Source organism: Thioclava sp. JE_KL1 (assembly GCF_009296265.1).
Classification (GTDB): Bacteria; Pseudomonadota; Alphaproteobacteria; order Rhodobacterales; family Rhodobacteraceae; genus Thioclava.
The window spans coordinates 378438-404586 of sequence record NZ_WBJS01000004.1 but is presented as its reverse complement, the minus strand read 5'-3'; the positions used below and the strand labels follow the sequence as shown (position 1 = coordinate 404586).

Here is a 26149-nt window from a genome sequence, read left to right as displayed (position 1 = left end):
CCGGGGCGACCAGCCCCGGGCCGCGCCCGACCTCCCCCCGGGAGGGCGCCGTGGCGATGACTTCGCGGGCATGACCGACCTGCGGGCTTGCGAGATAAAGCGCCATGCCACAGAGCGCGCTCAGCGCCCACCCGAGGTCGGGTGCGTCCCTCTCCACATAGATGCACGGCAGCTTGACCTCTCGCGAGGGCTGGCGCAGATTTCGCGGGCGAAAAGGAGGGGCGATCATGGCTCTGGAAGATGCGAAAACGCAAGTGGATCAGGCTTTTACGCGGGCAGAGGCACGTGGCCTGAGCTTCGAGAATACCTTCGGCGGGGCCACCAGCTTCCTGCGGCGGCGCTATACGAAGGACCTCGCGGGCGCGCAGATTGCCGTGACCGGCATCCCCTTCGATCAGGCGGTGACGAACCGCCCCGGCACGCGCTTCGGGCCGCGGGCGATCCGCGAAGCCTCGACGCTGCAGGCGTTCGACGCCCCCTATGGCTGGGGCTACGACCCGTTCTCTGAACTCGCCATCGTTGATTACGGTGACATGCCCTTCGACTATGCCAATGTGCCGGAAGTGCCGGGCCGGATCGAGGCGCATCTGGGCGCGATCTTCGGGGCGGGCGTCGTTCCGATCACGCTGGGCGGCGATCACTTCATCACCCTGCCGATCCTGCGTGCGGCCGCTGCCGCCCATGGGGAGATCGCGCTCGTTCAGTTCGATGCCCATTCCGACACCTGGGCCGATGACGACATGGACAGGATCGACCACGGCACGTTCCTCTACAAGGCGATCAAGTCGGGCGTCGTGAAGGCCGAGAACACCGTCTCGGTCGGCATCCGCACCGACAATCCCGATACGCTGGGCGTGACGATCGTGGACGCGCCTTCGGTGCATCGCGAGGGCGTCGAGGCCACGCTGGAACGCATCCGCACAGTGGTGGGCGACAGGCCCTGCTACATCACCTTCGATATCGACGGGCTGGACCCTGCCTTCGCGCCGGGCACCGGCACGCCGGTCTGGGGCGGTCTGGCCAGCTGGCAGGCGGCAGAGCTGTTGCGCGGGCTCAAGGGCATCAACCTGATCGGCGGCGATGTGGTCGAGGTCTCTCCGCCCTATGATCCGACCGGCGTGACGGCCATCGCGGGCGCGCATGTCGCGACCGAGCTGATCGCGCTGGCCGGTTGGGGGCTGCGGGAGGGCGCGGCATGAACCGGGCTGTGACGATCCTCGCTCTCGGACTGGCCGCGGTTGCCGTGGCCGATGGCTGGGTGCGCTTCGCCCCGATCGATCCTGCGCGCTACAAGGTCGAGGGTCTGGCGAAAGCGCCCGGCGATCACCCCGAGACGGGCGGGTTTCAGGCGGCCCGCGAGGTCTCCGATCCGCTGGTGCAGATGGCCGCGCTCGACAAGATCATCCGCGCGACCGCGCGCACGAAGCAGGTGGCCGGCAGCGTCGATGAGGGGCATGTGGCCTATGTCACCCGCTCCGCCTTCTTCGGCTTTCCCGACGTCACCACGCTTTGGGTCGAGGGCAACACGCTGCAAATGCGCGGCCATCTCGTCTACGGCAAATCCGACCTCGGCGTGAACAAGGCCCGGATCATGGGCTGGCTCGACGAGGCGGGGCTGTAGGGGGGGCTGATCCGAGGCGCGCCCGCCGGGCCACAGCGATCAACTCTGACGGCGCGCTCCCTTGCGAAGAGAGGGGGCGAAGCCTAAGTGAGGCTCCATGCAGCCGGAGCCAGCATGACCACCATGTACCGTTATTTCTCCTGGGCCATCGCCGTCACTATTGCGGGGCTGGTCGGGTCGTTCGCGCTGGGATTTGCCCAGACCGGCGGGCTGGGCGGCGCGGTCTCTTTCCTGATGATCACGGCGGTGCTCGCCGTGCTGGAAATCTCGCTGAGCTTCGACAACGCGATCGTCAACGCCAACAAGCTGCACCAGATGACGCCGAAATGGCAGCGTCGCTTCCTGACCTGGGGTATTCTGATCGCGGTCTTCGGGATGCGTATCCTGTTCCCTCTGCTGATCGTCGTGGTCGCCGCCGGCATCGGACCATGGGAGGCGGTGCAACTGGCCGCGAAACATCCGGCTGAATATGCCGAGATCATCGAGGACGCGCATCTGTCGATCGCGGGCTTCGGCGGGGCCTTCCTGATGATGGTCGCGCTGACCTATTTCATCGACGAGGGCAAAGAGGTCGACTGGATTCGCGCGTTGGAGCGCCGGTTGCGCGCGCTCGCCTCGATCCGCGGGCTCGAGATCGGCCTCGTGCTGCTCGTCATTCTGGCCTTTACCTGGATCTTGCCCGAAGGGCGTGAGGACGAGTTCATGTTCGCATCGATCTGCGGGCTTGCGACCTTCCTCGGGGTCGAAGTGCTCAGCCACGTGCTTGACCGGACGAATCTCGCCGCCGAGACGGCCAAAGCGGGCCTCGGCGCGTTCCTCTATCTCGAAGTGCTCGACGCGTCCTTCAGCTTCGACGGGGTGATCGGGGCTTTCGCGCTGACCCAGAACCTGTTCCTGATCGCGATCGGTCTGGGGATCGGCGCGATGTATGTGCGCTCGATGACCCTGATGCTGGTGGAGCGCAACACGCTGAGCGAATTCCGCTATCTCGAGAACGGCGCCTTCTGGTCGATCCTGATCCTCTCGGTCGTCATGTTCGCGCAGACGCTGGTGGAAGTGCCCGAGGTGATTACCGGGCTGATCGGGGCGGGGCTGATCGGGCTCGCGCTCCTGTCCTCGATCCGCTTCAACAAGCGCAGCAGAGCTGCCGTCGAGAGTTGAAATTTTCTTGACAGGCTGCGGCGCGCGCGGCACAGCAGGGGCACTTCGGTTCCGCCTTGGCGGATGAAAAGGGAACCCGGTGCGATGCGTGCATTCATTCCGGGGCTGCCCCCGCAACTGTGAGCGGCGAGTGACGGCTGACTGAGCCACTGGGGAGACCCGGGAAGGCCAGCCGAAACCAAGACCCGCGAGCCAGGAGACCTGCCGAGGCGCTCATCCTTTCTGCCTGTGCGGGGCGCGCAGCGGAGGCGGTCTTCCGTCAGTGGTGACATTCTCACCGTCGGCGGAAATTCCAAATTTCCAAAGACTTGCAATACGAAGTTCACGCGACCGTAGAGTCGCGATACGAGGGAATTGGATATGATCCGCACCCGTTTGACCGTGGGCCTGATGCTCACCACCGCGCTGGCAGCCCCCGCGCTTGCGCAAGACAGCCAACCTTACCAACTCGATGAGATCGTGATCTATCACGGCGCGCTCGAGCCGCAATCGTCGGACAAGACCGCGCAGGCGGTCACCGTGCTGTCGCGGAACGAGTTGGAGCGTTCGGGCCAGACCCGCCTTGCCAATCTGATCGCGCAATCGCCGGGCGTCGGCATCCTGTCGCGCGGGCCGATGGGCGCGCAGACCGGCTTCACCATTCGCGGCGTGTCGCAGAACTACGTGAAGGTCATGGTGGATGGCATCGACGTCTCCGATCCGTCCGCGCCGCAGGTGCTGCCCGATCTGGGCCGGTTCAACACGTTCAACTACGACCGGGTCGAGATCATGCGCGGCTCGCAATCGGCGGTCTATGGTGGGCAGGCGGTCGCCGGTGTGATCAACCTCGACACGCCGCGCCCGACCGAGGATGGCGTGAGCCAGAGCGTCAAGTTCGAGCTCGGCTCCTACCGCACCGCGAATGCGGCCTATAACTTCGGTTGGAAGAAGGGCGACGACGAGCTCGCGATCCAGCTGTCGAAAGTCTACACCGCAGGCTTCTCGGCCGCCGACAAGAAGAACGGCAATACCGAGAAAGACGGCTACCGCGCCGACCGCGTGAGCCTGCGCGCGCAGAAGCGCATCTCCGACAATCTGCTGATCGGCTTCAACGGGTTTGCCCAGAACGACCGGGGCGAGTTCGATAACGGCTTCAGCTCGCCGCCCACGGACAGCAACGAATACACCATCCACAAGGAGCGCGGCGGGCGTCTCTTCGCGAAATTTGCGACCGGTCCGCTCGATCACGAGCTCGGTCTGACCTATTACACGACCTCGCGCTGGTATCCGGTCTATGACTATGGCTACGAGGGCAAACGCCGCAAACTCGACTGGAAAGCCTCGACCGATCTCGGGCCGGGCCGCGTGACCTTCGGGGCTGATCGCACGCTGGAAACCTATACCGGCACCTATGTGGCGGGCCACGTTCTGACTGCGGTTACGGGCGTCTTCGGCGAATATGCCTTCTCGCCGATGGACGGCGTGAACGTGACCGCCTCGGCGCGCCACGACGATCACTCGGATTTCGGCGGCAACACCACGGGCCGTCTGGGCGTTACCTGGCAGGCCGATGCCGCGACGCTCTACCGTGCCTCGGTCGGCAACGGGTTCCGTGCGCCGTCGGGCTACGAGCTTTATGACGGCTATGCGGGCAATCCCGATCTCAAGCCCGAGAAATCGCTGAGCTACGATCTGGGCGTCGAGCGCGATTTCGGCGCGCATAAGCTGACCGCGACGCTGTTCCATATCGAGGTGGACGACCTGATCGACTACAGCAACACGACCTACAGCTATTACCAGACCTCGGGCACCGCCAAGCGGCAGGGTCTGGAGCTGGGCCTGAAAGGGCCGATCTCCAGCACGGTCAATTACAGCCTCGGCTATACCTATCTGGACTCGAAGAACCCCGACGGTCTCTCTGCCGGCTCGACGTGGAACTCGGCCTTCGGGCGGCATACGCTGACCGCCGGGATCGACGCGCAGGTGACCGACAAGATCACGCTCGCCGCCGATATGCGCGTGGTCACCGATCGTCAGAGCCAGCCCGATTACGGCCTGCTGAACGCGCAAATGACCTACGATCTGGGCAATGACAAAGAGGCCTATCTGCGCATCGAGAACCTGACCGATACCGATTACCAGCTCTGGCCGGGCTACGGCACCTCGGGTCGCGCCGCCTATGTGGGGCTGCGTGCGCGGTTCTGATCTGAAAGGGGCGGTTTGCGCCGCCCTTTTCGCCGCCTTGGCGGCGACCTCCTCCGCATGGGCGGAGGAACCTGCGCAAGACGTGCCGCAGCGAGTCGTGTCCATGAACCTCTGCACGGATCAGTTGGCGCTGGCGCTGGCCGATCCGTCGCAAATCGTCTCGGTCAGCCATTTCGCGACCGATCCGTCGATGTCTGTGCATTGGAAGCAGGCTGAAGAGCTGCCCGTAAACTACGGTCGCGCAGAGGAAATTTCTATTCTGCATCCCGATCTCGTTCTGGCCGATACATGGTCGAATCCGGACACTATCCGCATGTTGCGCACGCTCGGGATCCGGGTCGAGCAACTGCCGCCCGGCACCTCGCTGCCCGAGATCCGGGGCCGGATCGAAACGATGGGCAAGCTGCTCGGCCATCCTGATCGCGCGGCGAAGATGCTCGCAGATTTCGATGCGCGGCTGGCGGCGATCAAGACGCCCGCGCCGGGGCTGAAAGCTGCGATCATCGGGCCCTCGGGCTATGGCTACGGGCCGCGGACCCTTGAAGGGCAAATCCTTGAAATGGCAGGGTTTCAGAATGTCGTCAGCGGGCCGGGGCTCGACTGGGGCGGGCGGTTGCCGTTGGAAGATCTGGTGATGGATCGCCCCGATCTGGTCGTCGTCGGCGGCTCGCAAGGCGGCACCGGCACGAGCCGCGCGCAGGAGGTGCTGGCGCACCCGGTGCTACGCGATCTGCCGGTCGTGCGGGGCCTGCGCGATGCAAGCTGGACCTGTGGCGCGCCCGCGATGCTCAATGCGGTGGAGACGCTGGCGACGCTCGGTCGTAGAATAGAGAAAGAGAAGATAACGCAATGAGTTATCGCACGATCCTCATCCTTCTCTCCATCCTCTGCGCGGTGCTGTTCGCAGCCTCGCTGCTGATCGGGCCGTCGGGTATCTCGCCGCTTCACGGCCTCTCTGCGCTGATCTCGGGCGATGGCGCGGCGGGCCTTGTGATGCGCGAGCTGCGCCTGCCGCGCGCGATCCTCGGGATCGGCGTCGGCGCCGCACTGGGGCTGTCGGGCGCCGCGATGCAAGGCTTCCTGCGTAACCCGCTGGCCGAACCGGGGCTGATCGGCACCTCTGCGGGGGCGGCGCTCGGCGCTGTGATTGCGATCCAGACCGGGCTCTACGCGCTCTTCGCTCTGGCTCTGCCGCTGGCCGCACTGGCCGGAGCGGGCGTGGCCGTCGCGCTTATACTGATCCTTGCAGGACGCGAGGGCCGGGCGCTGGTGCTGATCCTTGCGGGGATCGCGGTCTCGGCGCTGGCGGCGGCGGCGACCGCGCTGGTGCTGAACCTTGCGCCATCGCCCTATGCCGCGGCCGAGATCGTGTTCTGGATGATGGGCTCGCTCGCCGATCGCTCGATGACACATGTCGCGCTGGCACTGCCGTTCCTGATCGTCGGCGCGCTGATCCTGCTGCGCGCCGGTCCCGGACTGGACGCGCTGAGCCTCGGGGAGGATGCTGCAGCTTCGATGGGTATCTCCTTGAAAAAACTCAGGCTTCAGATTGTCTTCGGCACGGCGCTGATGGTCGGTGCGGCCACGGCTGTCGCGGGCGCGATCGGCTTCGTCGGCCTTGTCGTGCCGCATCTGCTGCGCAAATCCGTGGGCGCGCGGCCCTCGCGGTTGCTGCCGGCTTCCGCGCTTGGCGGGGCGGCGATGCTGACGCTGGCCGATATCGCGACGCGGGTGATCGCGCCAGAGCGCGACCTGAAGCTGGGTGTGCTGACCGCGCTGGTCGGCGCGCCGTTTTTCCTGTCGATGATCCGCAAAATGGGGCGCGAGGGCTGATGCTGGAGCTGGAAAACCTCACCGTTCTGCGCGGCGAATGTCCGGTGGTCGATCGCGTCTCGGCGCAGGTCGGGCCGGGCGAGGTGATCGGGCTGATCGGGCCCAATGGCGCGGGCAAGACCTCGCTGTTGCGGGGCGCGATGGGGCTGCTGGCGCATCGCGGGGACAGTTCGCTGTCGGCGCTCGACCCGATGGCACGGGCGCGGGCGGCGGCGTGGCTGCCGCAGGCGCGCGAGATCGCCTGGGGGCTGTCGGTCGCCGATCTCGTCGCGCTGGGGCGGCTGCCGCATGGCCGCGATCAGGCGACGCGCGGGGCGGCTGCGGTGGAGGAAGCGCTGCGCCGGATGGGGCTCGACAACTATCGCGACCGTGCCGCCACGCAACTCTCGGGCGGCGAGCAGGCGCGGGTGCTGATCGCGCGGGCGCTTGCGCAGGAAAGCCCGCTGATCCTCGCCGACGAGCCGATCGCAGGCCTCGATCCGGCGGCGCAGATCGCGACGATGCAGGTCTTCACCGCCCATGCGCAGGCGGGCGGCGCGGTGGTCACTTCGCTGCATGATCTCGGGCTGGCGGCGCGCCATTGCACCCGGCTCTGGGTGATGGATCGCGGGCGGCTGGTCGCGGACGGTGCACCCGGAGAGGTTCTGACCGAGACGCTTCTTGCGCAGGTCTTCCACATCCGCGCGCACTTCAAGAACACGCCGGAAGGTCCCGTTTTTCAACCGCTTTCCACCTTGGGGGTCTGATGGCATTTCCGGCCGAGCGCATCGTCTGCCTGACCGAGGAGACGGTCGAGACGCTCTACCTTCTGGGTGAGGACGCGCGCATCGTCGGCGTGTCGGGCTACGCGGTGCGGCCAAAACGGGTGCGTCAGGAAAAGCCGCGCGTCTCGGCTTTCATCTCCGCCGATCTGCCGAAGATCCTCGCGCTGGAGCCGGACCTCGTTCTGACCTTCTCGGACCTTCAGGCCGATATCGTCGCGGGGCTGGTGCGCGAGGGCGTCGCCGTGCACGCGTTCAACCAACGCTCGGTCGCGGGCATCCTCGACATGATCTGCACGGTGGGCGCGCTGGTGGGCTGCACCGAGCGGGCGGAGCTGCTCGCTGCGGGCTACGAGACGCGTCTGGCGGAGATCGCCGCGAAGCCGCGCCCCAACCGTCCGCGCGTCTGGTTCGAGGAATGGGACGAGCCGCTGATCTCTGCCGTGGGCTGGGTGTCGGAGCTGATCGAGATCGCAGGGGGGCGCGATATCTTCGCCGATCTGGCAAGAGAGGGCAAAGCCAAGGATCGCATTGTCACTCCCGAACAAGTGATCAACGCCGCGCCCGAGGTCATCGTGGGGTCGTGGTGCGGCAAGAAATTCCGCCCCGAGAAAGTTTCCGCAAGGCCAGGCTGGCAGGACGTTCCGGCTGTTGCGCGAAACCGGCTGCACGAGGTCAAATCCACCCTGATCCTGCAGCCCGGGCCTGCAGCGCTGACCGATGGGCTCGACGCGCTGGAGGCCGCGATCTGGTCCGATCCGGGGTTGCGGGCGTAATAGTTCTTAGACATAGAGCCCTCGCGCGCTAGAGTGTCCGCGCAGGAACAGAGGCTACTTACCCCGCGGGAGGGGGCATGTTCACGCGTTTTGTACGGTTTTCACCACTCGTCTTGTCAGCTCTGCTGACGCTCGCCGCAGTTTCCGGTTTGATCCTTACCGATTGGTTTCTGGTCATCGCGATCCTCTTCGGTTTCCTGACGCTTGTCGGGATCCACGATCTGATCCAGACCAAGCACGCGATCACCCGGAACTATCCGATCCTCGGCCATCTGCGGTTCTTCTTCGAAGAGATCCGCCCCGAGATCCGCCAATATCTGATCGAGGGGGACGACGAGGACATTCCGTTCTCCCGCGCGACCCGCACGATCGTCTATCAGCGCGCCAAGGATATCGAGGACGCCAAGCCCTTCGGCACCCGTATCCGCGTCTCGGAATCGGGCTATCAGTGGATCACCCATTCGGTGAAGCCGCGCCATATCGAGGATAGCGATTTCCGCGTCGAGATCGGCGGGGAGGCGTGCAAGCAGCCCTACAAAGCGTCGATCTACAATATCTCGGCCATGTCCTTCGGGGCGCTGTCGGCCAATGCGATCATGGCGCTCAACAAGGGCGCGAAGATGGGCGGGTTCGCGCATGACACGGGCGAGGGCGGGATTTCGCGCTATCACCGTGAGGGCGGCGATCTGATCTATGAGGTCGGCTCGGGCTATTTCGGCTGCCGCAACCACGATGGCAGCTTCAATCCCGAGAAATTCGCCAAACGCGCGCAGGACCCTCAGGTCAAGATGATCGAGCTGAAGCTGAGCCAGGGCGCGAAACCGGGCCATGGCGGCATGCTGCCCGCGGCCAAGATCACCCCCGAGATCGCCGAGGCGCGCGACATCCCGATGGATCGCGACTGCATCTCGCCCGCCTCGCACTCGGCCTTCTCGACCCCGCTGGAGATGATGGAATTCATCGGCCAGCTGCGCGAGCTGTCGGGCGGCAAGCCGGTGGGCTTCAAGCTGTGTGTCGGTCACCGCCGCGAATTCATGTGCATCGTCAAGGCGATGCTGGAGACCGGCATCACCCCCGATTTCATCGTGGTCGATGGCAAGGAGGGCGGCACCGGGGCCGCACCTCTGGAATTCGCGAACCACATGGGCTTCCCGCTCGTGGAAGGTCTCAGCTTCGTGCACAACACGCTGCGCGGGGCGGGGCTGCGCGATCAGGTGAAGATCGGGGCCTCGGGCAAGGTCGTGACCGCCTTCCATATCGCCAAGGTTCTGGCGATTGGGGCGGATTGGGCGAACTCGGCGCGCGGCTTCATGTTCTCGATCGGCTGCATTCAGGCGCAGTCGTGCCACACGAATAAATGCCCGACCGGGGTGACCACGCAGGACCCAATCCGACAGCGCGCGCTGGTGGTGCCCGAAAAGTCGACCCGCGTCGCCAATTTCCACCGCAACACGATGAAGGCGCTGGCCGAGATGACGGGGGCCGCGGGCCTCACCCATCCGGGGCAGTTCCTGCCGCATCACCTGCTGGTGCGCGACCGCGAGCGCGATTTCAAAGTGGGCGACGAGATCTATCACTACATGCCCGAAGGGTTCCTCCTGCGCGAGGATGACGACCGCTTCGGCTATCTCAAGCGCTGGAAGCGTGCCCGCGCCGAGGCGTTCGAGCCCTTCGACAGCGGCGTGTGAGGTCGGATTTCACGGTATCTTTAGAGAGGCGGCGACGGAGGTTGCCGCCTTTCTTTTTGGCGACGTTTCTTGCTTGCGATGAGGGGAGCGCCCGAGGCGTCAAAACGCGTCTGAAACCGTGCCTTCGCCCGGGCGGCCCTCCCGGGCCGCGCCCGACCCTCCCCCCGGGAGGGCGCATCGCAACGGCGTCGCGCGAACGCAGGTTCGGGAGAGGTGGATTGATAAACGGAAATCCACCTAGGGAGCGCATGCGCCCACCCAGGGTCGGGCGCAGCCCTCACCGCCCTGCCACGAGCTCGGAGACGGTCTGTTCCGCCGGTCCCTCGAAGGGGCCATGCGTGAAGGCGGCAGCGGTGCGGCCGGTCTCGGGGCAGTGATAGACGGCGTTGGAGCTGAACGGCCCCGCGCCGGAATGGCCGAAGACGCGGGTGTCGCCCCAGTCGCCGCACATCAGCCCCAGCCCGTACCCATGCCGCGTCCAGGGGCGGTCGGGCAGCGCGCCTCCCAAGTCGCGGCAGGCGGTCATGCGGGCGAATGCGGCTTTGGGCAGCAGCCCGCCCAGCCCGTGCAACAGCCGCGCGGCATCGCCCGCCGTGCCGATCAGCGTGCGGTGATAGACCCAGCCGGGGTGGTAGTCGCGCGCCTCGGGCCAGTGAAGCGCCGCGAAATCAGTGGGCGTTTCCGCGAGCTGGACACTCTCCAGCCCCAGCGGCTCTGCGATCCGCTCCTGCACCAGTTCCGCGAGGCTCCGGCCTGCGGCGCCTTCGATCACCTCGCGGGCGAGCATGTAGCCGAGGTTGGAATAGCGCCACCCTTCGCCGGGCGGAAATTGCGCGGGCTGCGCGAGCGTCCGGGCCACGAGCAGATCGCGCGGCCACGGCGTGCGCCCCGCTGCGACATCCGCGTGATAGGCGGGCAGGGTGCCGTAATCGGGCAGGCCCGCGCTGTGCTCCAGAAGCTGCGCCAGCGTGCCCCCCGCAACCAGCTCCGGCAGATCGAGCTGCGCGTCCAGATCGAGCCGTTTCTCAGACTCGAGCGTCAACGCCAGCGCCGCGATCACGGGCTTGGTGAAGCTCCAATAGGGGAAGAGCAACGCACCTGCCTGCGCCGTTTGGCAGCGACCGTCGCGGTCAATCGTCGCGGTGAAGGCGGTGGTGGAGTTGGTCAAAGGTTTGTCTTTATATGATTTTTCAGATGGATCGGGCAGGGCGTTTTCCAATGATATGTCATTTGCCGCATCGCGGCGCTGAAAAAAGTTGAAACGGCTTTGGCGTTTTGTATCATCACCTATGAATATGATCATGGGAGGAAGGGAGGCTTTCATGAGAGACGCACCCAAAGCATTTTGGTCACCGCTCGCCGCCGGCACCGCGCTCGGTCTGGCTCTGCTGTTGACCTTCGTCGTGACCGGGCACGGGCTCGGCGCATCCGGCTTCGTGACCCGCTTCGCGGCACAGGCCAATGACTGGGTCGCCCCGCAGGCGACCGCCGACAATTCCTATTTCGGGCCTTTCATGGCGGCGGGTAGCCCGCTTCTGAGCTGGATCACTTGGGAAGTGGTCGGCGTCCTGATCGGGGCGTGGCTCGGCGCGAAAGGCGCGGGCCGGATTTCGGTCAAGGTAGAGCGCGGCCCGCGCACCACGAGCGGCAATCGCCTCGTCTACGCGCTGCTGGGCGGCGCGCTGGTGGGCTTCGGTGCGCGTCTGGCGCGCGGCTGCACCTCGGGTCTGGGCCTGTCGGGTAGTGCTACGCTCGCCGTGGCGGGCTTCGTCTTCCTGATCGGCTTCTTCGCGGCGGGCTTCGCCGTCTCCATGATGATGCGGAGGATCTGGCAATGAGCATCCCTCTTTACGATAGCGGCATTGCTTCGGGCCTCCTGTCGGGCATTCTCTTCGGCTATGCGCTGGAGGCGGCGGGCTTCGGCTCTCCGCGCAAGCTGACGGGGCAGTTCACCCTGCGCGACTTCTCGGTCTTCAAGGTGATGTTCACCGCCGTGATCGTCTGCGCCGTGGGGCTTTACGTGCTGCGGACGATGGGCTGGATGGGCCCCGCTGCGGTCTTTGTCCCGACGCTCTTCTTCTGGGCGATCCTGCTGGGCGGCGTCTTCATCGGCGCGGGCTTTGCCGTGGGCGGCTATTGCCCGGGCACCTCGGTCGTCGGCGTGGCTTCGGGCCGGATCGACGCGGTGGTCTTCGCGATCGGCATGGTGCTCGGCACCTCGGTCTTCGCCTGGGTCTTCGACCCGATCAAGGATTTCTACCTCGCGGGTCAGGGGCCGACGGCACAGACGCTGCCGCAGCTCTTCGGGCTGCCGGAATGGGTGATCCTGCTGGCGCTGATCATCATCGCCGCCGTGGGCTTCCGCCTCGGCACGATCCTCGAGCGGTCGCGCGGCGGTCCGTTCACCGCCGAAGAAGTCTGCGCCCCGGATGACGAGGCCGACGAGTTCGCCCTGACGTCGGCATCGGCAGATGCGCGCGGGTAACGGTTTGTAATACGGACGAAATTCTAGGGAGGAAAAAGTCCATGAAACTGCATAAGAAACGCAAGAGCCTGCTACGCGCCGCGATGGTGCCGGTGACTGCGGTCGCGATGAGCGCCGCCGTTCCCGCCACCTCCAGCGCGCAGGCGACCAACCCCTGCGCTCCGGCCGTGACGAACCCCTGTGCGCCGGCCAACCCCTGCGCACCGGCGGCCGCCAACCCTTGCGCACCGGCGGCTGCAAACCCCTGTGCGCCCTCGGCGGCCAAGGCCGCGGATGCGGCTAGCGACGCGGCGCCGATGGCCAGCGGGCCCTATGACACCACCGTCAAGGCAACCCAGGCGCCCTATGGCGACAAGATGCCCCCGATCGTCGACAACTACCTGCGCGCGACGCCCTATGTCGGCACCGGTGGCTTCATCGACCCGACGGGCATTCCGATGCTCAAGATGCTCGGCTTCAAGACCGTCGTGAGCCTGCTCAAGCCCGACGAAGGCGCGCCGAACGAGGGCGATCTCGTGCAGAAGGCCGGGATGAACTACATCCAGATCTCCGTTCCGACCAAGGCGCCGACCGAGGAACAGGTCGCCGAATTCGCGAAGATCGTCGAAGATCCGGCGAACTATCCGATCCTGCTGCATTGCGAGAGCTCGAACCGGGTGGGCGCGATGTGGGCGCTGTACCGCGCGTCGAAAGGCGTGCCGAACGAGATCGCCATCGAGGAGGGCCGTCAGGTCGGTCTGAAGACCTCGCGCGAACCGGCTGTGCGTGAAATGCTCGGCATGGAGCCGCTCTGAGCGCAGATGCCGCGATGACAAGGACGGGGTCAGCGCCTAGGCTGGCCCCGTTCGCATGAGGAGAGACCGATGACCCGACCCGAAACGCCCTCCGAGATGTCACCCGACAGCGCCAACCCGGCGACGCCCGCACCCACGCTGCGCATCGCCAATCCCGGGATCGAGGGGCTGCCGCGTGCGCGCCTGGAAGAGATGCACGACGCGGCCGAGACCGTGCTCGAATGCGAGACGGTGCTGGCGAAATCGGGGATGAGCGTGGTGTCGGAAGTGCTGCGCGGGCAGGGGGATTTTCTGGTCTGGTCGCGCTACCCGCAGGGCGATGTCTTCGACACCGAGACGCATTGCCACTATTTCTACCACGCCCATGATGCGCGTGAGATGGCTGAGGGCGAGAACGGGCATTTCCACCTGTTCATGCGGCCCGAAGGGATCATTCCGGGGTTGGAGCCGTGGGACCTGCCCGGTGCGAAGATCCCCGAGGACCGGGCGGCGCGCTTCGTTCATATCGGCGCGATCAGCGTGGATGCGAAGGGCCGGGCGATCCGCATTTTCACCACCAATCGCTGGGTCACGGATGAATGCCTCTACCGCGCCGAAGACATGATCCGGCTGCTCGATCATTTCGCGATCGAACTGGCGCACCCGAACTGGGCGGTGAACCTGTGGCTGAGCGGAATGGTCACGCTCTATCGTCCGCAATTCGCGGCGCTTCTGCGGGCCCGCGATGCGCAGATCGAGGCATGGCTGGCGGATCATCCGGGCAGCGAGGTGCTGGAGGATCGCGGCTTGCAGAATATCAGTCAGTGGCCCGTCGATCCGGTCGCCCAGATCGGCGCGATCGAGGACAAGCTCGACCTCTGAACCGCGGGGCTACACCGGCACGCTCGAGGGCGCGCAGTCATTGACCGAGAGGATCTCGGGCGCGCGGGTCTTCGCGTTCCACTCCACCTCCCAGGCGCGGCAGGGGCCGGATTTGTTCTTCAGCTGCCGCCAGCGCAGCCGGGGCGAGTCCACCCCCTCGCGCAGCAGCTTGTCGTAGATGGGCATCGCGTGCCAGCGCGTCTCCGCCGCGTTCGAGCCGCCATCGGGCAGGATCAGGCACAGCCCCGTCGCGCGGCCCTCCTTGGCGGCCAGTTGCAGTCGCCGCCCGGCCGTCAGCCCGATCTCGCGGGGCAATTCCCCGATCACCAGCGGCACCGAGCCGTCGCGCAGCGCCTCTTCCATCACGGCGAGCGTGTCGGTCTGGTCCTTGCCGCGCGCCAGCAGAAGCCGCGCCGGATCGAAGAAGCTCACCAGCCCGCGCGGATTGAGCCCCTCGCGGCGATGCCGCTCGTTCACCCAGAGGATCGGCCCCGTGGTGCTGGCGCAGGCCGCGCAGGCGAAGCTCGTGGTGCCGATGCCGCAGACCTCATGGGTGCGGCCTTCGCGCAGGGGGAACGGGTAGGGCGTGGTCATCGATGCGGCGGCGGATCCGGGTGAAACAAAACATGAACATTGTAGGCAAGAGAAACCCGGCCTGCAAGGGATCGCAGGCCGGGCAAACAGAATGCCGAAAGCGGCGCGGCGTTATCTCAGGAACTCGAGCAGCGCGATGTTGAACTCTTCCGAATGGGTCACGTTGCAGCCATGCGGCGCGCCCTTGATCGTGAAGAACTGGCTGTCGGGGATCGCGTGGTAGGTTCGCGCGCCGGAGCCTTCGAGCGGCACGATCGCGTCGCTGTCGCCGTGGATCACCAGAACGGGCACGCGCACCGCCTCCAGATCCTCGCGGAAATCGGTGGTGCCGAACGCCTCCATGCAGCCAAGTGCTGCGCTCTGGTCGGACTGGTTGCACAGGGTCACCGCCTGTTCGCATTCCTCGGCAGAGGCTTTGAGATCGCCGTCGACGCTGTAGAAATTCTCGACGAATTGCGGGAAGAACGCCTCGCGCCCGTCGCGCAGGCCCTGTTCCATCTCGCCTGCGGCTTCCTTGGTCAGCGGACCGTCGGGATTGTTCTCGCTTTGCATCAGGCAGGGCGTCACGGCGGAGGCGAAAACAGCGGCGCGCAGCCGGTCCTCGCCGTGGTTGCGGATGTAGCGCGCGACCTCGCCGCCGCCCATCGAGAAGCCCACCAGCGTAACGTCGCGCAAATCCATCGCGGTGAGGATCGCATCGAGATCGGCGGCAAGCGTGTCGTAATCGAAGCCTTCGGTGGGTTTTTCCGCCAGACCGAAGCCGCGGCGGTCATAGGTGATGACGCGGTGACCGGCGGCGATCAGGGCCGGGACTTGTTTTTCCCACGCCTTGCCCGAGAGCGGCCAGCCGTGGATGAGAACCACGGGCCGACCCGAGCCGCCATGGTCGATTGCGTTGAGTTGGCCGGGGCCGAGCGGGGCTGCTGTCATGGGGGTCCTCCTGCGTCTTCAGCGTTTGAAGATCTCACCTGTTCACTGAAGTAACGCAGGCGACGCAGGCAAAGGTCCGAAATCTCATATATTTTTTGCATGTTTTCACGCCTCGGCGGGAGGGCGCCGAATTCCGTCGATCGCGGTGCCGTGCAACCCCCTCACATGCTTTGATCATTGCAATTAGCGCCCGTTCGCCTTATGTGTTCTCTCGCTACGTTTGATTCCCAGATGCACTGTCTCCTTACGGCTTCAGTTTGCTTTCAAGAACTGACTACGCCGAGCTGACGCATTTCGCAGGCAGCATAATTTAATAGGAGACTCACGATGGCCGAAGGTACCGTGAAATGGTTCAATAGCACCAAGGGTTATGGCTTCATCGCACCGAACGATGGCGGCAAAGACATCTTCCTTCACATCTCCGCCGTTGAGCGCGCTGGCATCCAGCGTCTCGATGACGGTCAGAAAGTGACCTACGATCTGGAAACCGGCCGTGACGGCCGCCAGTCGGCAGGTAACATCGCGCTCGCGTAAGCTGAGCCCGTGTGACGGTTTGAGACGGCCCGTGCAATCGCGCGGGCCGTTTTCATTTGGGCTTTCTAAAGGGCCCGATCACCAGACGTCCGGGTCGATGCCCTTCGCGCTGAGCTCCGAGAACTTGTCCTGCAAGAAGCGCTGGAACGGTTGATCCGCGTAAGCGCCGCTCGCGACATATTCGAGTCCCGACAGATGGTGGAAGGGCTTGAAATAGCCCGGCATTCTGAAGGCTTCGGCCTCGCTCAGGCTTTGCGCGCCCGCATTCGCGGCCGGGATCAGCACCTGCGTCGGCGTGAAATTCACCGCCCATTTCTGCGCCAGCGCGCGTTCCTCCAGAGCCTCACCGTCGAAATCGGTGACTTCGCGCGCACCCCAGAGATCGAGCTGCACGACCATGTAGCTCTTCTCGATCAGCCCGGTGATCTCGGGCCGCTCGAAATTCACCAGATGCATCTCGCGGCAATAGGGGCAGCCGCGCTGCTCGAAGAGCACCAGAAGCCCCTTGCCCTGATCGGCAGCCTCCTGAAGATCCTCCCCGAGATCGAGAAAACCCTCGTGGAAGAAGGGCTGCTGATAGAGCCCGCCATCGCCCATCACCGCCTCGGCCTGCACGGGCCGCGCGCCTCCCAACGCGCCTCCCACTGTCATCGCCCCGACTGTCAGGGCCAACATCTCGCGTCTGTTCATCGCGTCGTCCTCCCTTTTGAGAGGGGAAGTATAGCACAGGCGGTGGGTTTGGCGGGAATTACGCGCTGAGCGCCGCGCCCGGCCTCGGGTGGGCGCTCGTGAGATGCGGGCGAGGGAACTTTATTTCTCCATCGCCCCGACGGCCTAGTCTCAGTGGTGCAGTGCAGTCGCGCCCTCCCGGGGGGGGGTCGGGCGCGGCCCGGGCTGGCCGCCCGGGCGAAAGTCGGATCGCTCCTCCCAAACGAAAAAGGCCCCGCGCTCGCGGGGCCTTCTCCAATCTCGTGACCGTCAGCCTCAGGCATTGGCGAGGTTGCGCAGCACGTAGTGCAGCACGCCGCCGTTCTTGAGGTATTCGATCTCCACCGCGGTATCGATCCGGCTCTTGAGCTTGATCTCCTTGGTGGTGCCGTCCTTGTAGGTGATGGTGCAAGGCACGATCGACTGCGGCTTGATTTCGCCTTCGAGACCTTCGATCGAGACCTCTTCCTCACCGGTGAGGTTCAGATCCTTGCGGGTCTGGCCTTCGGTGAACTCGAAGGGGATCACGCCGAAGCCGACGAGGTTGGAGCGGTGGATACGCTCGAAGCTTTCCGCGATCACGGCCTTGACGCCGAGCAGGTTGGTGCCCTTCGCCGCCCAGTCGCGCGAGGAGCCTGCGCCGTATTGCTCGCCACCGAAGATCACCAGCGGCTTGCCGGCTTTCTCATAGGCCATCGCCGCGTCGAAGATCGATGTCTGCTCGCCATCGGGGCCCTTGGTGTAGCCGCCCTCGACGCCGTCCAGCATCTCGTTCTTGATGCGGATGTTGGCGAAGGTGCCGCGCATCATGACTTCGTGGTTACCACGGCGCGAACCGTAGCTGTTGAAGTCCTTCGGCGCGACCTGACGCTCGACCAGGTATTTCCCGGCCGGGGTGTCGGGCTTGAACGAACCCGCGGGCGAGATGTGGTCGGTGGTCACGAAATCGCCCAGCACGGCGAGGATACCCGCGTCCTTGATGTTCGAGATCGTGCCGGCTTCCGGCGACATGCCTTTGAAGTAGGGCGGGTTCTGGATGTAGGTCGACTGCGGCGGCCAGTCATAGGTTTCGCCGCCTTCGACTTCCACGCCCTGCCACTTCTCGTCGCCTTTGAAGACATCGGCGTATTTCTCGATGAACTTCTCGCGGGTGACGACCTTCTCGACGAGATCGGCGATCTCTTTGTCCGAGGGCCAGATGTCTTTCAGGTAGACGTCCTTGCCGTCCGGCGTCTGCGCGATCGGGTCGCTCGACAGGTCGATGTTCATGTCGCCGGCCAGCGCGTAGGCCACCACGAGGGGCGGGGACGCGAGGTAGTTGGCGCGCACGTCGGGCGAGATCCGGCCTTCGAAGTTCCGGTTGCCCGAGAGCACCGAGGTCGCGATCAGGTCGTTGTCGTTGATCGCCTTCGAGATTTCCGGCTGGAGCGGACCCGAGTTACCGATACAGGTGGTGCAGCCGTAGCCCACGAGGTTGAAGCCGACCGCGTCGAGATCTTCCTGAAGGCCAGCGGCTTCCAGATATTCCGACACGACCTGCGAGCCAGGCGCCAGCGAGGTCTTCACCCACGGCTTGCGGTCGAGGCCCAGTTCACGCGCCTTGCGCGCCACGAGACCCGCGCCGATCAGCACATAGGGGTTCGAGGTGTTGGTGCAGGACGTGATCGAGGCGATCACCACCGAACCGTCGCGCAGTTCGTAATCCTCGCCCTCGACCTTGGCAGTCTTGCCGATGGTGACCGATTTGGTCGCGATCGGGCCTTCGGCGGCCATGTTCTTGGCTTCCGACGAGATGTCGATGCCACGGTAATCGGCAACCACGCCTTCGAACGCGTCGGCGGCGTTGGTCAGCGCGACGTAGTCCTGCGGACGCTTCGGACCCGAGATCGCCGGAACGATGGTGTTCATGTCCAGCTCGAGCGTCGAGGAGTAGACCGGCGCGTAATCCGCGTCGCGCCACATGCCGTTTTCCTTGGCATAGGCTTCGACCAGCGCGATGCGGTCCTTCTCGCGGCCCGTCTGCTCGAGATAGCGCAGCGTCTCGTCATCGACCGGGAAGAAGCCACAGGTCGCGCCGTATTCGGGCGCCATGTTGGCGATGGTCGCGCGCTGAGCCAGCGGCAGGTTGTCGAGGCCGTCGCCGTAGAATTCAACGAACTTGCCGACCACGCCGTGGGCGCGGAGCATTTCGACGACTTTCAGCACGAGGTCGGTGCCGGTGGTGCCTTCGACCATGGCGCCGGTCAGCTTGAAGCCCACGACTTCGGGGATCAGCATCGAGATCGGCTGGCCGAGCATGCCGGCTTCAGCTTCGATGCCGCCCACGCCCCAGCCGAGAACGGCCGCGCCGTTGACCATGGTGGTGTGGCTGTCGGTGCCGACGAGCGTGTCGGGATAGGCGACTTCGGTGCCGTCCTGATCCTTGTCGGTCCAGACGGTCTGGGCGAGATATTCGAGGTTCACCTGGTGGCAGATGCCGGTGCCCGGCGGAACCACGCGGAAGTTCTCGAACGCGGTCTGGCCCCACTTGAGGAACTTGTAGCGCTCGATGTTGCGCTCGTACTCGCGGTCGACGTTCATCTGGAACGCGCGCGGGTTGCCGAATTCGTCGATCATCACCGAGTGGTCGATCACGAGGTCGACGGGCACGAGCGGGTTGATCTTCTGTGCGTCGCCGCCAAGGCCCTTGATGCCGTCACGCATTGCCGCGAGGTCGACCACGGCCGGAACGCCGGTGAAGTCCTGCATCAGCACGCGGGCGGGGCGGTAAGCGATCTCGCGCGGGTTCTTGCCGCCTTGCTCGGCCCATTCGCCGAAGGCTTTGATGTCGTCGGTCGAGATCGTGAAGCCGTTATCCTCGAACCGCAGGAGGTTCTCCAGAACCACCTTCAGCGAAGCGGGCAGCTTCGAGAAATCACCCAGGCCAGCCTCGGTGGCGGCGGGGATCGAGTAATAAGCATAGGTTTTCGAACCGACGCTGAGTTCGCGGCGGGTCTTTGCGGTATCCTTACCGGTAACGATGGGCATGAGAATGGCCTCCCTTCAAGGGTCCTAAGGGTGTCGCTGGCGTGTGTTTGCCCCAAGCGCGCGATCCGTTCAAGAGGGTCGGGGCATTTTTAGTATACCATTGCACACAAAAACACGCGACTGGAGCGACCCAGCGTCATCTTGAACCGCGCATGGGCCGTATACGTTGGACATATGATCGTTTCGCGCGCCCGGACAGAAAGAAATCTCTCAAAACATTGATTAGGCATGGTCTGAGCAGAAACGCTAGGTATAAAGACGGCGAAGTGAGGAGTGTTTTTCGAGTGCGCGCAGGACGTTTGACCGCGATGGGAGCTGCTTTCGCCGCAGGGCTGGTAAGCTTTGCGGAATTTGCGTCTGCCCAAGGGGCAGCCGACGCGCCGCCCGGGATGCGTCTCAACGCCTCCGAGGCGCTTCTCGACCAGATGGCCTCCGAGAAATCCGACACGCCCGCGAAGCCGAACCCCGTGGCGCCCGATCCCGACACCGAAGGCGAGCACGACCCGGTCGTGGTCGAGCTTTATACCTCGCAAGGCTGTTCGTCCTGCCCGCCGGCGGATGCGCTTCTCAAGGAGCTCACGGATCGGGACGATGTGATCGCGCTGGCGCTGCATGTCGATTACTGGGACTATCTCGGCTGGAAGGATCCCTTTGGAAAGCCTGAGTTTTCCGCCCGGCAGAAATCCTATGCGATCGCCGCGGGCGAGCGCACGGTCTACACCCCGCAGATGATCATCGCGGGCCGCGAGGCCCTGATCGGGCCGCAGGAAGCGGCGCTCGATACCGCCATCGCACGCGAAAGCGACGCCCATCCCGAGGTCGACCTGAAGATCACGGGGAAGGGCGATCATTACGAGATCGCGCTGAGCCCGGTTGATAAGCTGGAGACGCCCGCGATGGTGCAGCTCGTGCGCTACAAGCCCTCCGCCACGGTGGACATCCTGCGCGGCGAGAATGCCGGGCGCACGGTGACCTACAAGAACATCGTCACCAGCCTGACCGGCATCGCCGAATGGGACGGGCGCGCGCCGGTGACGCTCTCGGTCGATCTCGACGGGGACGCGCCCGCCGTGGTGATCGTTCAGGAATCCCGCCCCAGCAAGAACGGCCCGCTGCCCGGTCCGATCCTCGCCGCAGGTCAGCTCGACTGACCGGGCCGGGTCGAGCTGCGTCTCGAGCCCGTCAGGGCAGGGCGCAATCGCCCCTTTGGCACCCTGATTTTTCCTTGCATCCAGACGCGCATCCCGTATAAGGCCGCATCTTCCGCGTTTGCTATGAACCGGCGGAGCCTCTCGTGTTGGGTTGCGGAAGTGTCAGACGCCCAACTTTGAAGCCGCCTCGAAATACAGGAGTTCGCATGCCGCTTTACGAGCATGTCCTCATCGCGCGTCAGGATCTGTCCAACGCGCAGGCCGAAGGCCTTGTCGAACATTTCTCCACGGTCCTGTCGGACAACGGCGGCAAAGTCGTCGATTCCGAATACTGGGGCGTGAAGACCATGGCCTACAAGATCAACAAGAACCGCAAGGGCCACTACGCCTACCTGCGCACCGACGCCCCGTCGGCAGCCGTGCAGGAAATGGAGCGTCTGGCCCGTCTGCATGACGACGTGATGCGCGTCCTGACCATCAAGGTCGACGAGCACGAAGAGGGCCCCTCGGTCCAGATGCAGAAACGTGACGAACGCGACAACCGTCGCGAGCGCCGTTGATCGGTAGACAGGAGTAGACACCATGGCAAAACCGTTTTTCCGCCGTCGTAAGGTCTGCCCGTTCTCGGGTGAGAACGCGCCGAAGATCGACTACAAGGACACCCGTCTTCTGCAGCGCTACATCTCTGAGCGCGGCAAGATCGTCCCCGCCCGCATCACCGCCGTTTCGGCGAAGAAGCAGCGTGAACTGGCCCGCGCGATCAAGCGCGCCCGTTTCCTCGCCCTGCTCCCCTACGCCGTGAAATAAGGAGACCGACCGATGGAAGTGATCCTTCTCGAACGCGTGGCCAAGCTCGGCCAGATGGGTGACGTCGTCACCGTCAAGGACGGCTTCGGCCGTAACTACCTGCTGCCGCAAGGCAAGGCACTGCGCGCCAACGAATCCAACATCAAGAGCTTCGAAGAGCGCAAAGCGCAGCTCGAGGCCCGCAACCTCGAAACCAAGAAAGAAGCCGAAGCTCTGGCGTCGAAGATCGACGGCGAGACCTTCGTCGTGATCCGTTCGGCTTCGGACGGCGGCAACCTCTACGGTTCGGTCACCACCCGCGACGCGGCGAACATCGCCTCCGAGCAGGGTTTCTCGGTGGACCGCAAGCAGGTCATCATCCGCCAGCCGATCAAGGTTCTCGGCCTGCATGACGTCGAAGTGCACCTGCACCCCGAAGTCGTCGCCGAGATCCAGCTCAACGTCGCACGTTCGCCCGAAGAGGCCGAACTGCAAGCGTCGGGCAAGTCGATCCAGGACGTGGCGGCCGAGGAAGAGGCTGCAGCCGAATTCGAGATCGCCGAACTGTTCGACGATATCGGCGGCGCGACCTCCGACGACGACGAGGGCGGCCCCGTTGCCACCCCCGAGTCGGCCGAAGACGAAAACAACGCCTGATCGGTCGCTTCGACCTTTCAGTCCGAAAGACAGAGAACCGCGCCTTCCGGGGCGCGGTTTTTTCATGCTTGCCTGTCAGGGTAGTTCTGCTGAAATATGTCTAATGACATAGTCGGGCCGCGACGTGCGGCGCAGACCCCGGAACCGCGTGCCGCAATCCGGCGTTGGCCCCTAAATGGCCCTCGGGGCTTTGAAAACAGGGGACATGCATGACGAAACGATCGGGGCAGGGCCCACGCGATGACGCATCGAGCCGACGCGACCGGCTCGTGCAGGCGGGGCTTCTGGGCTTCGGCGCCTATCTCATGTGGCGGCGCTATCAGGACGATCGGCAGGCCGCGATCCACGGGCCCACGGAAGGCCGCAGCGCCCGTCATGTCCCCGCGACCCGCACCGACCGCTATGACCGGCCCGCCGACCGCGCGCTGGGACGTCAGGCGGAAAGCCCGTTCGATATCCCCCGCGCAGGCTGGAAGGCCATCGCCAAGCGCGCTTACGGTCAGATCGACGAGGACCGCGTGCTGGCCGTCGCCGCGGGCGTGACCTTCTACGCGCTGCTCGCCCTGTTCCCGGCCCTGACCGCCACCGTCTCGATCTACGGCATCTTTGCGGACCGCCAGACCATGTTGCAGGATCTCGATGCGCTCAAGAACGTCATCCCGCCTGAGGCGCTGACGTTGATCCGCAACCAGTTGGAACAGCTGATCGGGTCCAGTTCCAACGCGCTCGGGTTGGCCTCGATCTTCGGTGTCCTTCTGGCGCTATGGTCGGCCAATGGCGGCGCGAAGGCGATGATCGGCGCGCTCAACGTGGCCTATGGCGAAAAGGAGCGGCGCAGCTTCGTGCAGCTCAACGCCTTCGGGCTGGGCATGACGATCACCGGGATTGTCATGGTCTGCGCGCTGATCCTCGTGGCGGCCGTGCTGCCCGTGATGCTCGACTACATCCCGATGGGCGGGGCGCTGGATGCGGTGCTGCGCTGGGGACGCTGGCCCGTGATGGCGCTGGTGCTGGTGGGGATGCTGATGCTGCTCTATCGCTACGCGCCCGCACGCAACGCGCCGCGCTGGATCTGGGTGGTGCCGGGGGCGATTGCGGCGTCGATCTTGCTGCTGATCGTCTCGGCGGGCTTCTCTTTCTACACCTCGAACTTCGCGAATTACTCCAGCACCTATGGCTCGATCGGTGCGGTGGTAGTGCTGATGATGTGGATCTGGCTCTCGACGACGGCGGTGCTTCTGGGGGCCGAGATCAACTCCGAGGCCGAACATCAGACCGCGCACGATAGCACCATCGGCGCGCCACGTCCTTTGGGCGCACGCAATGCCGTGGTCGCCGATGCGGTGGCGCCTGCGCCCGCGCGCAAGCGCTGAGCGGGGCGGGGCGCGCAAAACGAGCCTCAAAATCGCCGTTTTTACAGGGAATCCTGTCCGGGCAAGCAACCCTGACGAGGCCCTGCCATGCGGCTGTTATCGATCCTGCACTTCGCGCTGACCCACACGATCCTCGTGACGGGCGGACTTCTGTACCTGCACGATCCCGAAGGCGCGCGCGACCGGCTCGCATCGGCGGGCGAGGTGCTGCGCACCGCGATTTACGACCGGGTCGCACCGGCCAATCCGGCGGCGGATCGCACGGCGTCCCTGCAGGTGGATCGCGCGGCTCAGAAGCTGCGCGAGGTGGCGACCGCGACCGATCTGCCCTCGCTGATCCCGAACGCGAAATTCCTGAAAGTACCGTCCGCGGAGTGAGCCGGGAAGAGAATGACGGCGGGCGCGCCCCGCGCCACATCCCCTCCGCGAACGCAAAAGGCCGCCCCGAGAGGCGGCCTTCGCTATTACTGGGCAGAGTGTCCGAAGATCACAGCTCGTCGAGCTTCTCGATCTCTTTCTGCAGCTCTTCCTTGGTGACTTCCTTGTCGTCCACCTTGGCTTCGCCAGCGATGTAGTCGACGACCTTGTCTTCGAAGAGCGGCGCGCGCAGCTGCTGCTGCATCTGCGGGTTCTGCTGCACGAATTCGAAGAAGGCGCGCTCCTGACCCGGGTACTGACGTGCCTGGTTCATGATCGCCTGAGTCATCTCGGCGTCGGAGACCTCGATCTCCTGCTTGCGACCGATTTCGGCGAGCAGCAGGCCAAGGCGCACGCGGCGCTCGGCGAGGGTGTTGTGCTCCTCGGTGGTCTCGATCTCGCCGTGGTCATGGCCGTGATCGTCCGGGTTCTCTTCGTGATAGAGCTGGTGCGCGATCTGCTTGGCCTCGGCTTCCACGAGCGAGGGGGGCAGGTCGAATTTCACCTGATCGTCGAGCTGGTCGAGCAGACCGCGCTTCATCACCTGACGCGCAGCACCCTGGTACTCGGCTTCCAGACGCTCTGCGACCTGCGCTTTCAGCGCGGCGAGGTCATCGGCGCCGAACTGCTTGGCCATCTCGTCGTCGATCTCGGCAGCCTTCGGCGCCTTCACTTCGTGGACCTTGCACTTGAACAGCGCTTCCTTGCCCGCGAGATGCTCCGCACCGTATTCGGTCGGGAAGGTCACGGTCACTTCGACGTCGTCACCGGCTTTCGCGCCGACGAGTTGCTCTTCGAAGCCCGGGATGAACGAACCCGAACCGACTTCCAGCGGGTAGCCGTCGCCCTTGCCGCCTTCGAACGCTTCACCGTCGACGAAGCCTTCGAAGTCGATCACGACCTGATCGCCGTTCTCGGCCTTGCCTTCTTTGGTCTCGAAGTTCTTGGCGGTCGCGGCGAGGCTTTCCAGCGCTTCGTTCACTTCGCCTTCGTTGGCCTTCACGACCAGACGCTCGAGCTTGACGCCCGACAGATCGACATCCGGGATTTCCGGCAGCGCTTCGTACTCGACGGTCACGACCACGTCGTCACCCTCTTTCCAGTCTTCGCCGTCTTTCATCTCGATTTTCGGCTGCATCGCGGGGCGATCGCCGGTTTTCTCGAAATGCTCGCTCATCGCGCCGTCGACCGATTCCTGCATCGCTTCGCCGAGGATGCGCGGGCCGAATTGCTTGCGCAGCATCGCCATCGGAACCTTACCCTTGCGGAAGCCCTTCATCTCGATCTCGGGCTGCGCTTCGGAAAGCTTCGCGGTGACCTTCTCGTCGAGTTCCTTGGCGGTGATGGTGATCTCGTAGCCGCGCTTGAGGCCGTCGTTCTGGGTCTCGGTGACCTGCATGGTTTGTCCTTTGTCTCTGGGCGCCGCGCGGATCGCGGCCGGTTCTCGAATTTCAGGCGTCCTTCTATTGAGCCTCAGCCATGGTGGCAAGGCGAAAAGGGGCTGCGGGGCGGCCTCCGGGCGGGGAAATACGCGCGCGGGCGGGCGCGTGCGAGGAGATGCCGGGAACACAGGATCGGGAGCGGGCAGGGCGGGCGCTGACAAAGCGGCGCAAGGTGCGGCGCGCGGCTGCGGCGGATCGGGAGGGAAGTTGCAGCCGGGACGCACCACCCCACAATGGTCGCCCCGGCCGCGAATCCGGGATTGCGCCGAGCCGGCGCGTTGTCGTGATTTCTCTCCGCTTCGGCGGATCCGCCCCCTTGTTTGCGGAGCCCAAGCGAAGACGTCACGATCTCCCTGAAGGACCACT

26 protein-coding genes and 1 riboswitch are annotated in these 26149 nt (G+C 64.9%); of the genes, 20 read left to right on the top strand and 6 right to left on the bottom strand.

Going from position 1 to position 26149, the window contains the following annotated elements; translation table 11 throughout:
- Window positions 1-227 precede the first annotated feature (227 nt).
- The 9 genes from speB to F8R15_RS09745 all read left to right on the top strand — a co-directional run bounded on the left by speB (window position 228) and on the right by F8R15_RS09745 (window position 10024).
- Window positions 228-1199, top strand: a complete 972-nt coding sequence (gene speB, locus F8R15_RS09785; protein WP_152844440.1) for an agmatinase — start codon at window positions 228-230, stop codon at window positions 1197-1199.
- Window positions 1196-1621: a DUF1499 domain-containing protein gene (locus F8R15_RS09780; protein ID WP_152844439.1), complete on the top strand. Its 426-nt coding sequence runs from the start codon at window positions 1196-1198 to the stop codon at window positions 1619-1621. The genes speB and F8R15_RS09780 overlap by 4 nt, the downstream gene beginning before the upstream one ends.
- 114 nt (window positions 1622-1735) lie before the next feature.
- Window positions 1736-2782, top strand: coding sequence for a DUF475 domain-containing protein (locus F8R15_RS09775; protein WP_152844438.1), 1047 nt, complete (start codon window positions 1736-1738; stop codon window positions 2780-2782).
- Between the two features lie 29 nt (window positions 2783-2811).
- Window positions 2812-3006: riboswitch (cobalamin riboswitch) on the top strand.
- Between the two features lie 136 nt (window positions 3007-3142).
- On the top strand, window positions 3143-4966 hold the full coding sequence (locus F8R15_RS09770; RefSeq protein WP_152844437.1) for a TonB-dependent siderophore receptor: 1824 nt from the start codon (window positions 3143-3145) through the stop codon (window positions 4964-4966).
- 103 nt (window positions 4967-5069) lie between these two features.
- On the top strand, window positions 5070-5819 hold the full coding sequence (locus tag F8R15_RS09765; protein WP_172976199.1) for an ABC transporter substrate-binding protein: 750 nt from the start codon (window positions 5070-5072) through the stop codon (window positions 5817-5819).
- A complete protein-coding gene (locus F8R15_RS09760; RefSeq protein ID WP_152844435.1) occupies window positions 5816-6799 on the top strand; it encodes an iron ABC transporter permease in 984 nt (327 codons plus the stop codon). Before F8R15_RS09765 ends, F8R15_RS09760 begins: the two co-directional genes overlap by 4 nt.
- Window positions 6799-7545, top strand: coding sequence for an ABC transporter ATP-binding protein (locus tag F8R15_RS09755; RefSeq protein WP_078549973.1), 747 nt, complete (start codon window positions 6799-6801; stop codon window positions 7543-7545). The genes F8R15_RS09760 and F8R15_RS09755 overlap by 1 nt, the downstream gene beginning before the upstream one ends.
- Window positions 7545-8336: a cobalamin-binding protein gene (locus tag F8R15_RS09750; protein WP_152844434.1), complete on the top strand. Its 792-nt coding sequence runs from the start codon at window positions 7545-7547 to the stop codon at window positions 8334-8336. The genes F8R15_RS09755 and F8R15_RS09750 overlap by 1 nt, the downstream gene beginning before the upstream one ends.
- 77 nt (window positions 8337-8413) lie before the next feature.
- Window positions 8414-10024, top strand: a complete 1611-nt coding sequence (locus tag F8R15_RS09745; RefSeq protein ID WP_078540564.1) for an FMN-binding glutamate synthase family protein — start codon at window positions 8414-8416, stop codon at window positions 10022-10024.
- A gap of 277 nt (window positions 10025-10301) precedes the next feature.
- Here the strand turns inward: F8R15_RS09745 and F8R15_RS09740 are convergent, their stop codons facing one another.
- Window positions 10302-11192, bottom strand: coding sequence for a serine hydrolase (locus tag F8R15_RS09740; protein ID WP_253732506.1), 891 nt, complete (start codon window positions 11190-11192; stop codon window positions 10302-10304).
- Between the two features lie 154 nt (window positions 11193-11346).
- On the opposite strand from F8R15_RS09740, the gene F8R15_RS09735 reads away from it, so the two are divergent.
- The 4 genes from F8R15_RS09735 (at window position 11347) to F8R15_RS09720 (ending at window position 14164) form a co-directional block, all read left to right on the top strand.
- Window positions 11347-11862, top strand: coding sequence for a YeeE/YedE thiosulfate transporter family protein (locus F8R15_RS09735; protein ID WP_078540566.1), 516 nt, complete (start codon window positions 11347-11349; stop codon window positions 11860-11862).
- Window positions 11859-12509, top strand: coding sequence for a DUF6691 family protein (locus F8R15_RS09730; protein WP_152844432.1), 651 nt, complete (start codon window positions 11859-11861; stop codon window positions 12507-12509). Before F8R15_RS09735 ends, F8R15_RS09730 begins: the two co-directional genes overlap by 4 nt.
- Before the next feature lie 41 nt (window positions 12510-12550).
- The gene (locus F8R15_RS09725; protein ID WP_152844431.1) at window positions 12551-13303 is read left to right on the top strand and encodes a sulfur transferase domain-containing protein; all 753 of its coding nucleotides are present in this window, start codon (window positions 12551-12553) and stop codon (window positions 13301-13303) included.
- Window positions 13304-13372: 69 nt separating this feature from the next.
- Window positions 13373-14164, top strand: coding sequence for a hypothetical protein (locus F8R15_RS09720; RefSeq protein ID WP_078570904.1), 792 nt, complete (start codon window positions 13373-13375; stop codon window positions 14162-14164).
- Between the two features lie 9 nt (window positions 14165-14173).
- Here the strand turns inward: F8R15_RS09720 and F8R15_RS09715 are convergent, their stop codons facing one another.
- Together F8R15_RS09715 and F8R15_RS09710 are read right to left on the bottom strand one after the other, a co-directional pair.
- The gene (locus F8R15_RS09715) at window positions 14174-14758 is read right to left on the bottom strand and encodes an ImuA family protein (RefSeq protein ID WP_152844430.1); all 585 of its coding nucleotides are present in this window, start codon (window positions 14756-14758) and stop codon (window positions 14174-14176) included.
- A 111-nt stretch (window positions 14759-14869) separates the two neighbouring features.
- The gene (locus F8R15_RS09710) at window positions 14870-15688 is read right to left on the bottom strand and encodes an alpha/beta fold hydrolase (RefSeq protein WP_152844429.1); all 819 of its coding nucleotides are present in this window, start codon (window positions 15686-15688) and stop codon (window positions 14870-14872) included.
- Window positions 15689-16015: 327 nt separating this feature from the next.
- On the opposite strand from F8R15_RS09710, the gene F8R15_RS09705 reads away from it, so the two are divergent.
- Window positions 16016-16222, top strand: coding sequence for a cold-shock protein (locus F8R15_RS09705; RefSeq protein WP_078520927.1), 207 nt, complete (start codon window positions 16016-16018; stop codon window positions 16220-16222).
- Window positions 16223-16300: 78 nt separating this feature from the next.
- Here F8R15_RS09705 and F8R15_RS09700 read toward each other — a convergent pair whose 3' ends face one another.
- Together F8R15_RS09700 and acnA are read right to left on the bottom strand one after the other, a co-directional pair.
- Window positions 16301-16912 carry a thioredoxin family protein gene (locus tag F8R15_RS09700; protein ID WP_152844428.1) on the bottom strand — a complete coding sequence of 204 codons (612 nt, stop codon included), beginning with the start codon at window positions 16910-16912 and terminating at the stop codon, window positions 16301-16303.
- A 294-nt stretch (window positions 16913-17206) separates the two neighbouring features.
- The gene (acnA, locus tag F8R15_RS09695; protein WP_152844427.1) at window positions 17207-19957 is read right to left on the bottom strand and encodes an aconitate hydratase AcnA; all 2751 of its coding nucleotides are present in this window, start codon (window positions 19955-19957) and stop codon (window positions 17207-17209) included.
- 284 nt (window positions 19958-20241) lie between these two features.
- On the opposite strand from acnA, the gene F8R15_RS09690 reads away from it, so the two are divergent.
- The 6 genes from F8R15_RS09690 to F8R15_RS09665 all read left to right on the top strand — a co-directional run bounded on the left by F8R15_RS09690 (window position 20242) and on the right by F8R15_RS09665 (window position 24302).
- The gene (locus tag F8R15_RS09690; protein WP_368731028.1) at window positions 20242-21108 is read left to right on the top strand and encodes a DUF1223 domain-containing protein; all 867 of its coding nucleotides are present in this window, start codon (window positions 20242-20244) and stop codon (window positions 21106-21108) included.
- Window positions 21109-21314: 206 nt separating this feature from the next.
- Entirely contained in the window at window positions 21315-21668 is a 354-nt protein-coding gene (rpsF, locus tag F8R15_RS09685) for a 30S ribosomal protein S6 (RefSeq protein WP_078520924.1), read from the top strand.
- Window positions 21669-21690: 22 nt separating this feature from the next.
- Window positions 21691-21915, top strand: a complete 225-nt coding sequence (gene rpsR, locus F8R15_RS09680; RefSeq protein WP_038073027.1) for a 30S ribosomal protein S18 — start codon at window positions 21691-21693, stop codon at window positions 21913-21915.
- 12 nt (window positions 21916-21927) lie between these two features.
- Entirely contained in the window at window positions 21928-22551 is a 624-nt protein-coding gene (rplI, locus tag F8R15_RS09675) for a 50S ribosomal protein L9 (protein ID WP_078520923.1), read from the top strand.
- A 209-nt stretch (window positions 22552-22760) separates the two neighbouring features.
- Window positions 22761-23924, top strand: a complete 1164-nt coding sequence (locus tag F8R15_RS09670; RefSeq protein ID WP_152844426.1) for a YihY/virulence factor BrkB family protein — start codon at window positions 22761-22763, stop codon at window positions 23922-23924.
- A gap of 87 nt (window positions 23925-24011) precedes the next feature.
- On the top strand, window positions 24012-24302 hold the full coding sequence (locus tag F8R15_RS09665; protein ID WP_152844425.1) for a hypothetical protein: 291 nt from the start codon (window positions 24012-24014) through the stop codon (window positions 24300-24302).
- Window positions 24303-24411: 109 nt separating this feature from the next.
- Here the strand turns inward: F8R15_RS09665 and tig are convergent, their stop codons facing one another.
- Window positions 24412-25740 carry a trigger factor gene (tig, locus tag F8R15_RS09660; protein ID WP_152844424.1) on the bottom strand — a complete coding sequence of 443 codons (1329 nt, stop codon included), beginning with the start codon at window positions 25738-25740 and terminating at the stop codon, window positions 24412-24414.
- Window positions 25741-26149 lie beyond the last annotated feature (409 nt).